The sequence below is a fragment of the Breoghania sp. L-A4 genome (assembly GCF_003432385.1).
Lineage (GTDB): Bacteria > Pseudomonadota > Alphaproteobacteria > Rhizobiales > Stappiaceae > Breoghania.
Genome location: NZ_CP031841.1, coordinates 1,954,815 through 1,968,876 on the forward strand (window position 1 = coordinate 1,954,815; position 14,062 = coordinate 1,968,876).

The window sequence follows — 14,062 nt, forward strand, 5'->3', positions numbered from 1 at the left end:
AAAGTGTATCAGGTGCCCTTGCCTTAGCGCAGCAAGCAAGCCCGAAGGAGACCATATCTCAAAACAAGACACCGAAAAAGTATCAAATGAGAGATTTCTTCCTTTGCGAAAGGCTTCAGATCGGCGCTTCTGGTCGGCGTCATTCGTTCGACTGCTGACCATAAAGCTCGCCGGGAAAAGACAACTCGCCGCGCCGCAGCCAGAGAACCCGCGTGTCATCGAAATCCTCACCATCCGGCGTCGCATTGTAGATACGGACGTCGAAGAGCAGACGACCCAACGGGCGGTTTTGCCCATCGCGGACCGGCCCGCGCAGCGACCACGACATCAGGTTCTCCGTGATTTGGTCCGCGAAGTTATCCAGAGTAGTGTCGTTGTCTTCTTGATAGCCCGTAATCGCAAATATCATCGGACCGCCGGGTTCGCGCCATTCATCCGCAGTGCCTATGAATGCATCGCTTTCATACTCGATCACGATGTCGGTCTTCAGCGGCCGCGCGGCGCCACCGAGCAGATCGTGGATGATGCGCCGCATCTGTTGTTTCAATGCTGCCCCATCGACGTCGCCTTTGCCATCAGCCTTAATCGGGTCGCTGAGCCGCACCGGCATCTTGTGATCGAGCACTGGTGTGACGGGTTCGCCAGAGCCAACTATGGCGGTGGTGTAGACGAAATCAGAGTGCAGCTCGGCATTGCCCGCCGTGCGGTTGCGGTCGATCCAATGTTCTGAGACAGCATCGCCTTGCACCAGAGCATCGAGCCGCTCAAACCTCAAGCTGCGTCGCTGGGTGTCAGGTTCAGGGCGCGGCGCGTATTCAGAGGCACCGCTGCCTGCATCCGGCACCGCAAGCTCCTTGCCTGCGCCGCCGTCTTCGATGAACCACCGCGCCTTTGGCGCGACCTGATCGAGGCGTGCGAGGGTCACGATGAGCTCGCCTGTGCCGTCTGGCTTGCGTTCGACCACTGTAACTGTATCGCGCATCGGTTGCGCCTCCTGAACCCGTTCCGCGCGCAGGGCAGTCGGGGTCACAAGCGCCTCGAGGCGCGCGATAAGCCAGTCTTGGACATCGCCTCTGTTCGGCGCAAGGTAGACGTCCTCCACCGGGATTAGCCGGATTTCCTCACCAAAGCGCAGCATGCGTATCGCCAAAGGCTCATCCGCAGCGCGCTGGAGCTTTTGCCGCACAGTATCTGCCAGACCGCCGGGGGAATAGGTCACCCTGCTCGTGAGCCGGTCCTGGGCGATCATCGGGCCAATGTCGAGCCGGTGAATCGAAGTCCATTGCCGGAGCGCTCCAAGGCTCACCGGCGGTTGCTCCGGAGAGATCTGGGGCAGGAAGCGCTCGCCCACAAGCACTGGGGCCTTGGGCACCCGGCGGACCGGAATGATCGCCTTGGCGGCTTCGGAGAGAGCAATCTCCGTCCAGCCCGCAAGCTGCGACGATTGTGACGGATCCTGCGCCACTTGGTCGTGCAGTTTCAGCCAGGCGGTCGGGCGGTATCCCGCGCCGTCGCTGCCCGCACTCGCACGCTTGAGACTCTGCAGATGGGTGATACGCAGCCCGGCGGGCGGCGCGGCCTGGATGTTCTCGGTCTGCACCGGGAAGTAGAGCAACACATCACTGCGTCGGTTGTCCGCCGCTAGGGTCGTCGCCCCGATCTGGATCGAGAAAGGTTGTATCGCCAATGTTGGCGGCGCGGCATCGAGCTCCGTTCCGGTGGGCGTCGCCTCCGGCAGGATCAGCTCAGCATAGACTTCGCCCCCTTCGTCCGAGTCTGCCACGCCGCTTTCGGGGAATAGCAGGAAGCCGCCGGTGGTGTCATAGCGGGTCAAATCGCGCGACAAACGATCGCTCACCCGATCACGCATCTGCTGGGTCAGCTCGGCTCCGCTCTGGTTTGCCAGCACAGGCGCGAGTTGCGCATCCACCAGACGGGCGGCGAAGGCGCGCCGCAGCTCCTGACAGGCGGCGACAAAGCCATCGAGTTTCGGTGTCACGCCCTTGTCTGCGGCGATACTGGCTGCAATCAGCTTGGGATCGTTTAGGCGTTCGAGGTAGTCGATCACCCGGCGGGTTTCAAGATCGACATCCGCATCCACCACTCGCACGTCGCGCTCAGGTGTATTTGGCGGCTGGGAAATCGCCGCGGCACCGGTATCGCCACCGAAATCCACGCTCATGCGGCTGTTGCGCAGCGGACGGAAGGCAAAGGCTTTCCCCATGCGCGCGGACAGCGTGCCATCGGTGACCTTATCGAGCATGGCTTTGGGGATCAGCCAGATCGCGGCGGCCCCGCCCAGCGGGCGGCCTGAGCGGCCCGTGGCCACGCGATGGGATGTGGCCACGGCATTCTCAAGCGCATCGAGATAGGCATTGAGCGAGGTTCTTGGGCGGGTGGTTGTGCCCGCTTGCGCTACCGTCGGTTTCTCTGGCGTGGCATCGGTGGCGATGGGCACTTCCTGGGCGGTGGTAGCAAAAGGCTCCAACGCCGCATAGACCTCGCTGTCGGAGACCAGCCTCGGCAGCGCCACGCGCACATCGTCGAGCGGATAGAGCCTAGGTTCGTCCTGCGGAGCAGGCCGTTTGACACGCAGCGCCACGGAATATTCCACCGGCGTGGCCAGGTCGGGCAGTGCCACCTTGACCGCCAGCGACAGCGGGATCAGCGTGCTCGGGGCTGTGCTCTCAGCAGCTTTCGTCACTTCAGTGGCCATGGCATCGAGGAAGCTGATGATCTCCCCCTTGCGCGTGGCGTCAAAGGCGGTTGAGGTTGTCTGCGCTTGGGGCCCAAGGCCCAGCTCCAGCGTCACCCTCGTATCGCGCAGCTGCGCTGCCGCCCTCTGCAGAGTGTCCGCGGCAAGCCTCAGCTGTCCAGGGTCCATCCCATCGCCCATGGCGGCCTTAACTGCCTTGAGATCGAAGCTAAGTTCGAGGTCGATACCAAAGCCGCCGTTCACCGTCGCGGGGGTCTGCACGATGCGCAGGAACGGCAGCCCCACAATGCCGATCATCCGGTCGCAATAGTGCATGGGAAGGTCACGCGACGCTCCCGCCTTGTTACCCCAGAGATTGCCGTAGACGTCGCGCCAATGAACTGCGGTCTCGACCGTTTTTCCCACCATGTCGTAGAGGGTCACATGGCGGGCGACGCCAGCAATCGCTTCGGTGCGGGCGACGGCCGGTGAAGCTGTATGCCCGGTCAGCTGCCCCACCGCCATAGAAGCCCGGTAACGTAGCGGGGCATCCGCGGCTTCTCGCGCAGCGCCTTCCTGTTTTTCCTCGTGATCGGGCTGCACTGCCACTGAGCGGTCTCGCGCCAGGATCACATTGCCTTCAAACGACAACTCGAAGCTCGCCGTGGAGAACCGCTGCGCAAGAAGTTCAACCTCCTCCCTCATCTGTTCGGAGGCTGGATCACGGGTCACATTCACCGGCAGAACACCCGGTTGATGCAGTGGATAGAGCTCCAACCCCATATCGGCGGCCAGCACCGTCTGCTCCGGCCACGAGGCCGGCGCGCCGATTAGCCGGTTGGCAAATTCTAGCCGGGGATCATTGGCTCTCGCGAGCCCGGACGGCTGGCCCGGCGTGCCGAGTTCTACCACGATACGCAACCGCAGCCCGCTTTTGAGCGGGTCGCCGCCCCCTTGGTTGGGCTTCTCTGGCAGGTCTTCTTTGGGCACCAGCAGCGTGAAGCCACCGGTATTGACGATGACAGCCTGGCGGATGAGCTCAAGGAAGGCGGTTCCATCAGTGGCCGACACGACGCTGCGGTCCGCGGCCCGGAAGCCCCTAGCCGCTTTGGCAGGGGCGACTTCGCGGGAAGGATTGGTCTTGATGATAACGGGTCGCCCATCGGGTGTGGCCCCTACCTCGTTCCCCGCTGTGCCGTCCTTATCCACCAGATAGAGCTTCACCGCACCGATCTCAGGCCGATCCAGACGGTCGGGATCAAGGGCCACGTCGAGCAGCGCCCGCGCGGTTTCTTCCATGGCTTGGATCATCAGCGCCGTGATCTCGGGCTCTGAGGTCTCGGTGGCCGGGTTCGTTTGCTCCGAGGTGTTGGCATTGACCGATAGGTCGAGCACCATGGCCGGCACTAGAGCCGAAAGCTCACCCGGTGTCAGGTCCAAATAACTGAGCGGCGCATTGTCCTTGGTATCCGAGCGGCGCAAACGCTCAACCTGCTTGAAGGCCATTTTGCCTTCGCTCAGCAGCTCATCGAGTGACCAGAGAGGCCGACTGTCGATTGTGTCCGCCATCCGCAACGCTCCAAAGCGCAGATGGCGCGGGCGGCTGTCGAAGAGCGGGGCACGGGTGAGGTGCGTGTTGAAGAGATTGACCTTCTTGGCATCTGCATCTTGCTCCAGCGTCTCCGCCGCAGCCTTGAGCGCCACCAACGTGCTAGGCTCGGCGGCTTCGAAATCGATCTCCTGCGGCACAGAGAGCCAGCCATATTGCCCCGCCGGGATTACCGGCCCGTGGGCGAGATCGATGGGAAATTGCATGCCTCCCAGTCGGAACAGCGGATGGAACCAGTCAGCCTCTGCCCCCTGGGGCGCGTTCTCCAGCCAGTCGGGGGTGTTGCCGTTCGTGGGCAGCGGAATTCGCGGCCCGGCAATCAGACTGCGCCCGGCCTGCATGGCAACCTCGGCCGCAGGGCTGCGCAGCTCTATGCTCTTTGCTGTTTCGGAATCATGGGCTTCGCTAAGCCAGGTCATGAGCTGCGCCAAAGACTGCTTTGCATCGAGGTCGGCACTATTTGGCTCCAGCGTGTCGAGATAATCGGCCAGCTTGCCAAGCGCGCTACGCATGACCAGAGCGACCCATTCCTGCGTCAGAACATCGGCGACACTCTGCCTTGGCGCGCCTGGCGTGCCGTCGCTGATATCAGTGAGCAGCTGGTCCTTGGTCAGAGTATTGACCCGGGTCAGATAATCCGCGGTCACGAAGTCGAAATCGCCAGGCGAAAAGGGCGCATCAGCATTTCGTTTGATCTGTAGCGCAGACGGCAGCGGAATCAGCGCCCCCCGCGCCCCGGTTGACGCGGACTGGGTGCCGCGGTCGGGAAGATCAAGTGTGGTCGCATCAAACGCATCGGTGAGAAATTGGTATATTTCCTTCACAGTGGGCCGCTGCGCGTGCAGGTTGCGTTCATGTGCACCATCATCACCAGCGATGCGGGCAGAGATAGCGCGCAGCAACGAGGCAGTGAGTTTAGTCGGATCGGTGGTATTGGCTTTGATCGCCCAAGCAGTGAGACCGCGGACCAGTTCCTCGGCCGCCGAGATCGGGCCAGCAATACGCGTATCGCGTGCCTCATCGGTCAGCTGAGTGGCGAGCAGCATCACCGCTTGCGGCTCAGGCGCGCCGTCAGAGGCGGCAAAGGCCAGCGTGATATCGGGCTGTAACACGCAGCTAATCGGCACCGTGGGGCCCGTTGCCCCCCAGTCCCCAGGGACGGGCATCTCCGCCCAAGCGGAGCCGGCGGTCCGCAAGCTCGTCAGAAGCTTCTTGGAGTTTAAGGCCTCCAGTGCGGACGAACCATATCTGTAGTGCTCACGATTCTTGTCCCGGCCAATGGTCTGTTCGATCCGCACTTGCGTGCCGAACGAGAAGCTGACGGAGATCTCGAAGCATTTCCGCCATACGCAGACCCGCGCAATCACCACGCGGATACGCACCCTTACGCCCACCTCATAATGCAGGCGCAGCGCCTTATCCGTCTCAAAGAGCACCCCAGCTTCGACCCAAAGTGTAATATTCACACCGGCCCGAACTATGCCGAAATCAACATAGCCATAGAGCTCGCCCATAATGCCGACGATGCCCTCGACAAGGATGTATGACGGCGACGCGACCGGAGCTTTCCCGCTCGGGATACGCAGTCGCCCATACGCCCCGCTGAGATACATGTAGACAGTGAGGGAAAGACCGGCACGGAAGATTCCGCCGCCGACGGCCAGACCGAGCCCAACGCGGGCCCCCATCTGTACTTCGGTAATCGGATCGTAGCGGGCGAAGGTACCGTCGATGAGTCTCCCCTCACTCGGCAATAGTTTTGCCCCCGGTCCAGAGACCCGGCGAAAGGTGAAGCCGCCGGCACCGGTGAAAGGAAAGATATTGAGATGGAAGGCTCGGGTGAAATCCTTGTTGTATGGATAACCGAGATCCACGCCCCAGTCGCCGTTGGTATAGATGTCGAAGGCAATCACCGGGATCGTGATGCCCGCCGCGCCAAACTGCCAATGGCGCAGGTTCTCGGCCAGCGCGACCTCCGCCGAATAGACGCCCAGATCGTCGGCCAGTTTGCGATAGAGCACGTCGATGTCGAAGAGATCGGCAACCTCGACACGAAGCCCCGCAAGATCGGGATCGCGAATCGCGAGCCCCAAGCCGAGATAGTCGAAGAGCTTGACGTCGAATCCCACGGTCCAGTCCCGCTGCGGCGCGTACCTGACATCCGGGATCTCAATCTCTTCCGCAGTGTTATCGCCCACCTCTTTGCCAACGGGCATGCCTGTGGCCCCTTGCGCAAGCTGTTCAAGCACAAGTTGGGTGGAAATCCGCTCGCCGCTTGCATCGATCCCGGGCAGCGGATCGACGCGCTGGCCCAGCGTCAATTGCCGCAGGTCGATTGATCCGCCCTTCTTTGGTGCCACAGTCGAGAGAAGCCAGCCCACCCCGGCATCGATGTTGCCCGGATCAGCGAAGATATAGACCCCGGTTTTCGTACCCTCGGGCGGCAGATCCACGTTGAAGACCTTGAGCTCAACCTCGACCCCGCGGAAACCCCAGGCTTTGCCCTCTTCCCCGGTGTTTTTTCATAGGTGAGCTGCACCAGCTCGTATTTTTTCGCTTTCAGCTCCAGCACGCCCTGAAAGCTGATATCGAGGCTGCCCGAAGGCGATGACGGGAAGGCCATCCCCAGCTCGAGCGCAAATTTGCCCTTGTTGAAGCCGAAGGCGAGGGCAAGCTCCATCTTGAAGTCTTTGAGCAAAGAGCCCAGCGACCCGAAGCTACCCATATCGAGATCGAATGTTAGGAAAAATTCCGTATCAATATTGAATTCATTCTTCAGAGCTATCGAGATGAAATCTATATCGCCCAGCTTAAGCCCGGAGGACAACACTCCAAAGCCCTTCCATTTCAGCGGGAAGGAACTGAAGAAACCGCCGCCGGGTTTCTTGTCGCCGCGCAGGAAATCAAAACGGAGCGCACCGGGGCTGAAGTCGAGGTCAAGGCTCCGCACGTCGCCCAAAGCGTCGATAAGGAACGTCATGTCGATCGCCAGATCGCCAAACTTTACCTTTTCGATGTCGAAGAAGTCGAAGTTGCTTCCCATGCCGAGATCGAAGGGTTTGAAGTCCATATCGCCATCGATGAGGAACTTACCCTCGACCTTGTCAACAGACTTACCATTCACCTCGGTTGGGACAACCTTGGCCGAATAGCCGATCTCGTCGATCCTGAGTGATTTGATAAGCGGAAAGTCGTCCTGCATCCTTATTTCGAGATCATCCGTGCTCAGGAATTTGTAGACCTCGACACTGGACCCGTTCTCGGTGCGGCGCTCATAGCTGCCTTCGAGCGTGACGACATTGGTCTCGACAATTGTGCCGTTCTTGGTGAGCGTCAGCCCGTCATCGCCAAAAAGCTGACCGACCCGCAACTCCAGCTCACAATCGAAATCCTGCAGCTTGCCCACAGCAAAGCCCGCAGCGAGTTTCTTGACGTTGAATTCATATTGCTTGGACTCGTCAGGCTCGAGCGGTTTGCTTTCATAAGTCACAGCCGCAAACGGTTTGGCCTTCGGATTGCTACCGCTATCGCGTACGCGCTGAACGGGAAAACCGATGTGATCGGCGCGAAACTCGTCCTTGCCGATCCCCCCATCAGGCCCTTGATCTGGGCCGGCAGGTTCGACGGGTTGATCGACATGTCGAGCACCAGTACGCCATTCCAATTGGGATCGTCGAGAGCAGTGCGCAGCGCCTCATAGCGCGGATCGTCCTTGAACGCCTCGTCTTTGGTGATTTTTTTATGCAGGTCGCGGACACGTTTTGCCGCGCCAGCGGCATCGGTGACATAGCGCTTGCCCGACCAGAGCTTGAGGTTGATCGTCTCGACCAATTGCCGGATCGAAAGCCCCTCATAGCCTTTGAACAACACCAACGCATCCTTGGGCGCGGCTTTGGCAACCTCGGCCGCTGTGCCTGCCTTGGTAAGGAGCTTGGCCTCAAACCCCAGCCCGAGATCGCGATCTTACCCTTGATCTGGAACTCGGGGTCTTGCTGACCCAAAGCCGCCTCGCGATCTAGCGCCATGAAAAGTTGGTTGCGCAGGATCGCTGCTGTGAGGTCTCCGGGTACTAATCCCGGCACGTCGAGCTCGTCCGGTTTGCCCGCCAGGGAGAGCCGACCCTCGATCGTTTTATCCCATGCGCCGCGAGCAAAAACGATCTCGCGGATATTGCCCTCGGTGTCTTCATAGATTTCAAAGCCCGCAGTGGTCACTCGAGGTTTGAGCAGCGTCGGAGACAACGTGCGGGCTAAATTTTTTTGTGTCGCGGACTTGGCTGAGACTTCGGGCATGGCTGCGCGCCGCCGAGCGTTCGACAACTGGGCCGGTACCGGTACGTCCCCGGCAGGCGGCATGCCCGTCGGTGCGGGCAGGATCGGAACGAAGCCCAGATCACCGCCCAGCTTGGCCCCGGGCAAGGGCCGCGGATCCGGTCTGCGCAGCCGCACGCCAGAGGTGTTTGTTTGATCATGTTCAAACTGTCTAAGCGCTCTCGCTTCGGAGATGAAGTCCGCTGCCGGTCCTAAGGGCGCAAGCTCTAGCTTCGCCCAGAGTGTTGCATCCTCAAATGGCCGGTCTGCACCAATCAGTACACCGTCGCCCGGTCCGCTTTCGTCATCGGGTTTCACGTGTCCGCCGCCAAGCCGGAAGATCAGACGTCTTGGTGTGCCCTTTTGCATCGGGCCCATGCGCAGGAACTCATGCGGTGTGTCCCCACGGCAAACCCGGTGTCATTGGTTGCAACCGCCGTGACTTGTTCTGGCATCGCCAACGTGAGGTCAAACGGCCCCTCCGGCATTAGCGAGGCTTCAAAGCTTCTGACACTTCCGGCAAGGTCCTGCTCGTCGCGGTTTAGCACGAGCCGAAAGCGCGGCGGTTCAGGTACTGTTCCGGCCGCTGGCACGGTCAGGAGCACATCGTGACCATGCACCCCCTTAAACCGAGACCTTAGCGTTATGCTTGCATGCGGCACGAAATGCATACGTTCCCAGTTTTCGCCATCCATCGGGTCAAACACCACGGTGGCCTGCAGTCGAGTCCCCGCGGGCTGATTGCTTTTGTGAAATAGCGGCCTTTCCTCACGCAGCGCCTTAACGGTCGCCCCCACTGGCTGCGTGCCTTCCGCAGTGACTACTGAGCGAATGCCGAATTCCTGGAGCCGCTCAAAACGCAAGCCAACATTGAAGACGAAACACCCTCCCGAAGGCCGCTGGCCGTCAAAAGCAAAGTTGGAATGACCGTACGCACCCCGGTACCTTCAAAGACGTGTCTTTGCCCGGGCTTTGGTTGCAGGAACAGCCCATTTCTGTCGCAGAGCAAATCCGATTGTCCAATAGAAATCGCGGGCAGACTCTTGATCTTTTGACCGGTGAGAGAGGGGAAGTCAGGACGGAGGGTCGTTAGGAAGCTGTTGCCGGGGATTGTGCCGATTGCTGCGCCCGTACTGATGACACCGCCGCCATAGGGTCCCCGGCTGAAGACGATCCGGCGGTCCCGGGTCAGCAAGAGCGGGGCCACTTGGCTCAACGCCGGGGCCAGCGGCCCATGCGACCAGACCAGCCAACGTCCGGCCTCGGTAACTTTGCCTTCAAGTGTCAGCGACGTCAGGCCGGGATCGCTCTCAGGCATGAAGACAAGCCCGGTGTCGTCGTTGACAGATGCGGTGGCATACAGCCCCTCGGCAATGCGTTGGAGGATCAGTTCGTCCATGAAAATCTCTCCATATGAACCAGGGGAAGCGCCAGAAGCCGGCAATCATCTGAACTATAGACCGCGCGCGAATTGTCTCCGTAGGTCGGCAACGTGATCCGTGCGGCCAGTCGGCTTCCCGGCGGTAAGCGCTGGTCCGCGGCCCCGGTCCCTACGACAAAGCAGGGGGCCATAACCTCCGGTGGCAACAGAGAGCCAACGCTGGTTCCCAGGGGCACGCGGCGAGGCTCGCCATTGACCTCCACGTCTATCAGAAGCGAGGCCCGCATCGGTTGCGTGAAGAGACCGCAGAGCACCCGTGCCCGTGGCCCTCCGTTCGGATCATCCCGCGAACCCCAAGCACAGGCTGAAGTTAGAACGGCATCACCCAAGTCTGTTTCGATGGATCCGAACAATCGACCATCCCGGTCTTGTGCTAAAAATTCGGAGATATCGTCGTGGGAGCGCGCCGCGACGATTAACGTGTCCCGGGTGGGACGGAGCGCCTCCGTGGCGATGAAGGGCCTTGGAATGACGCGAAGGTAATCAGGATTGTTCGAAGGATCAGTCGGTCGCCCGTTGGGCGGTATGACGTAAGCCAGCCGCCCCGAGAGCAACAGTTCAAGTGCTGCCGGATCTCCAATCCCGAAGGTGCCATCGTCGGCTCTCTGTGACAGGTTGGCCAAAGCGGGGGCATCCCACCAGCGCAGGGCAAGGCCGGGATCAAGTGTGACGGCGTTCTGTCCGAAAAGTCCGCTGAGCACAGGGACTGCATCCTGTGATGCCCCCACAAAAGGCCGTGTAGGTGCGGAATATAGGGGGAAAACGATCTCCGAGGTTAAGTCGGAAAAGTCCTGTCGTCCAATAGTTGAGCCAGGAATTTCAGGTAATTGGTCCCGTCCGGTCAGTAGCCGTAGATGCATGCCAGGCCGGAGCGCAAACATGCCAGTAGGTGCGTGATAATCATGAGCCCATGCCAGCAAACCTGCTCCGTCTCGCGGCAATAAGTCCAAGGCTTGCAACAAAAGGCTATCTAAAAGAGATTTGCGATCCTGCTGACTGCCGACGTCGTCAGGATCGAGCCCGAGACAGCTTCGCAAAAGGCGTCGCTGCGTGTCGTTAAGCAGGGTCTCGTCTTCGTCGGCGATCAAGGCGTCAAGGAAATGCGGTAGTCGCACGCGCACCCGCCAAGGGTCCGGAACGCCCGCCGCTGCATCCTGTCGGCCTTCTTGCCCGTCCTGTACGATCGCGGTGGCTAGAAGCAGTTCGATCTGCCCCCGCAGCGGCCCGCTCGCGGATCTGACATCGGGCCGCGCCCGCAATCGCACCAGCAACCGATTGCCCAATGCTGAAGAGTTTATCGCGGATACAACAAATCCGGGTTCTGTGTCCCACGCAACAGGAGCAGAATTAGGAATTTCCAGTTGGATCCTCTGCCAACCCGTATCGAGCCACAGACGGCCTCCGTCCGCGTCTTGTTCTGCCAAGCTGCAAACCTCGATGGCATCCCCAGTGGGATCAGAAACGGGTACGATCACCGGATGTAACGGCGTTGTGCCCGCCGGATAATGGCGAAGCACCGCGAAGTGATCCCGCAATGCTTCTGAATCCGCATTTGGGATGTTGCCGTCTTGACCTGCCAGTGCGGAACTCAACACTTCGTATCGAGGCCCAGCAAAAACTGGCGAGGCAAGACGCACTTCTAGTCGTCGGTCATTTCGAACACGCGCTTCTCCGCCCGCCTGAGAAAGGCGCAACATCTGAAGGCGTGGTGCGCAAGGCTCTGTTTCGATGGACTCCTCATCCCCGTCCGGTGGACCGCAGGCCCATGGCTCGGCCTCTCCTCGGCCTGCAACGTCGACCGTCACCCGTTCGTTGAAATCATCTACCTCTTCCTGCAGGTATGTCCTTGCTGCTCGTGCCCTCTCCAGAGATCGCAAATTGTTCGTAAAGTCGTTGTCCACGGAGTCCGCATGACCAATAATAATAAGCTCGATCGAACCGAGCCTGTCGGCACGGACAGCGAGGCGCCCAAGCGCTCTCAAACACGCTCTCCGGTCAGCATCCAGATTGTTGCTTGCAAAATCGAATGTGAGCACTGGTTCGTTGCCTGCGCCAATAGTCCCATTCAACTCTGCAATGGACATCACTAGCGCATCCACGGGAGGAACCGTTGCTGCGGTGCTGTTCAAGTCGCTTTCGTTTTGGGCATCGCGGTCTAGGGTGGACGTCACTGGGCAGAGGGCCAGCGCGGCCGAAGAAGAAAAAGTGATCCATATGCCAACTATTAGCAATAATCGCGCCGTTGAATGTGGAAACATTTTCACCCCCCGAGACAGCTGAATTACTCTGTGACTTGACCATCACTCCGGACGCGTTGCGGTTTCTTTCGCACTTGGTCTGGAGAAAGTGTTCGCGATAAATCGCGCAAGGCTAAGGGTCGCTCGCTGTATATCGTTTCTACAAACCCATTAGTGGAGCAGAATTAATTTTGGCTTGCCCAAGTTGTCCTTACCACTGATAGCAATGCTGTGACCAATTTGGATAATGCCGCGTCCCAAAATACAATTTCTTGTCGCTGTCATATATTATTACGTGGCCACCCCAATAGACTGCCTCATCAAGCTGAAACACAGTCCAAATTCCTTCCGAATTAGGCAGAGACATCTTAGTTTTAGTTGCCATTTCCTTGAACCAGCACCACATATCTCGCGCCCGAATGGGCCTCTTGGCCGATGTTCCACAACGCGCATTGATGCAATCTGCGGGAGCATTGAGGTTGCTATAGCCAGCTCTCAAAAATGCGTCTGATAGGAAATGTGCGCAGTTGTTCTCGTAAGTGTCTGCACCGTCGCACGCGTCGTGGTAAAGCGAGGCGGCGCCGGCGATGCTTTTGACATTGGTCAAAGACTCTCGGAGAAGCTCTAGATCACGTTGGATCGCTTGTCTCGGATCCCCAGACGCTGGTGCAGGTGGCGGCGGAGGAGCAATATTCTCCATGTCTTCTCTGGAAGATGCGGGGTCGAAATCCGGCATGTGTCCTCCACTTCGAGCCTTCTTGCCGTTGCTTGACCTCACAATTATGCTCTAGAATAGCTTTTTCTCCAAGTAATAAATTCACTCATCTTAGCGGGCTTCGCTTCTTGCTCTCGAACAGACCCGCGCATACTCTGGACAAAAGATCTACCCGGTGCGAATCTAGCCAAGCCGATGGGAAAACCTTCGAAACTATTGAAATCATAGCGATAATTATCACCGTGATCGGAATGATTGTAGGGGTTCCGGTCCTTTTTCCGTATTTCAAAGCTGCATGGCTGCGGATCGCAGGAAGCTCAAGCTTTTCGATCCTCGGCGAGACAGCTGTCAAAAACCTAAACCGTCAGAGTCGGTCTGGAAAGTTCTTCGTTTTGAACAGAGCCTTCGCAGCATGAGGCGGATAGAGGCGAGTTTGCTGAATGCGATCGCGTTGCGCGACAGGTTCTCGAAATCCTTGGCCAGCCTGCGGCATCGCCCCAGCCATGCGAAAGTTCGTTCGACCACCCAGCGTCTAGGCAGAACCTCAAAACCCTTGGCCGTGTCGGATCGCTTGACGATCTCGGTCGTCCGGGCATGGCTTTCTTCTGACCCTTTGCGAAGACCGGGCCCTGATAGCCGCCGTCGGCAAAGAGTTTCTTCAAGAACGGATAGCGCCCGAACAGCGTCTTCAGGACCAGCACGCCGCCATCACGGCCCTGGATGTCGGCCGGATGAAGCGGATTTGGCGTGACGACATCTGTCGATGGACCTCGACGAAAGATGGCTTGAAACTTTCTCGCCGTCAGATAATCTCTCTCCGTACATCAAGGAGGTTGAGTGATGAAAAAGGACACTCAAAAACCGATCAAGTTTACGGTTGGCAATGGGAACCAATCAGACATTTGTGGGGGAGTTAAACCTGCGCAAGTTGCTCAAGATCAAAAATCTGATAAAAAAGAAAAATAGAATCTTTTGCAGCTTTCCAGGAGCCGGACGGACTTACAGGTCACTACGCTTTGCCAACTGGAAGTTTGGCATAGCGATGGTAGTGATTT

At 59.1% G+C, this 14,062-nt stretch carries 5 protein-coding genes and 1 pseudogene; 1 reads left to right on the forward strand and 5 read right to left on the reverse strand.

Annotated elements, in window-relative coordinates; translation table 11 throughout:
* Positions 1–139: 139 nt before the first annotated feature.
* The 5 genes and pseudogenes from D1F64_RS09135 to D1F64_RS09160 all read right to left on the reverse strand — a co-directional run.
* Positions 140–6,757, reverse strand: coding sequence for a hypothetical protein (locus D1F64_RS09135; protein ID WP_162901439.1), 6,618 nt, complete (start codon positions 6,755–6,757; stop codon positions 140–142).
* Positions 6,758–7,790: 1,033 nt separating this feature from the next.
* Positions 7,791–8,171, reverse strand: a complete 381-nt coding sequence (locus tag D1F64_RS09145) for a hypothetical protein (RefSeq protein WP_162901440.1) — start codon at positions 8,169–8,171, stop codon at positions 7,791–7,793.
* 1,263 nt (positions 8,172–9,434) lie between these two features.
* Positions 9,435–10,013 carry a hypothetical protein gene (locus tag D1F64_RS09150; RefSeq protein ID WP_117412190.1) on the reverse strand — a complete coding sequence of 193 codons (579 nt, stop codon included), beginning with the start codon at positions 10,011–10,013 and terminating at the stop codon, positions 9,435–9,437.
* Positions 10,001–12,313 carry an OmpA family protein gene (locus D1F64_RS09155; protein ID WP_117412191.1) on the reverse strand — a complete coding sequence of 771 codons (2,313 nt, stop codon included), beginning with the start codon at positions 12,311–12,313 and terminating at the stop codon, positions 10,001–10,003. The genes D1F64_RS09150 and D1F64_RS09155 overlap by 13 nt, the downstream gene beginning before the upstream one ends.
* Before the next feature lie 1,042 nt (positions 12,314–13,355).
* A pseudogene (locus D1F64_RS09160) lies at positions 13,356–13,744 on the reverse strand (transposase); the annotation flags it as partial.
* Positions 13,745–13,847: 103 nt separating this feature from the next.
* Here D1F64_RS09160 and D1F64_RS25050 point away from each other — a divergent pair.
* Complete coding sequence (locus tag D1F64_RS25050; protein WP_256372891.1) at positions 13,848–13,973, forward strand: hypothetical protein; 126 nt, start codon at positions 13,848–13,850, stop codon at positions 13,971–13,973.
* The last annotated feature ends 89 nt before the right edge of the window (positions 13,974–14,062 follow it).

What these genes read in the sequence shown, in the direction of transcription:
- D1F64_RS09150 (WP_117412190.1), bottom strand. Translation starts at nt 10,013, where the DNA reads ATGGACGAACTGATCCTCCAACGCATTGCCGAGGGGCTGTATGCCACC.
- D1F64_RS09155 (WP_117412191.1), bottom strand. Translation starts at nt 12,313, where the DNA reads ATGTTTCCACATTCAACGGCGCGATTATTGCTAATAGTTGGCATATGG.
- D1F64_RS25050 (WP_256372891.1), top strand. Translation starts at nt 13,848, where the DNA reads ATGAAAAAGGACACTCAAAAACCGATCAAGTTTACGGTTGGCAATGGG.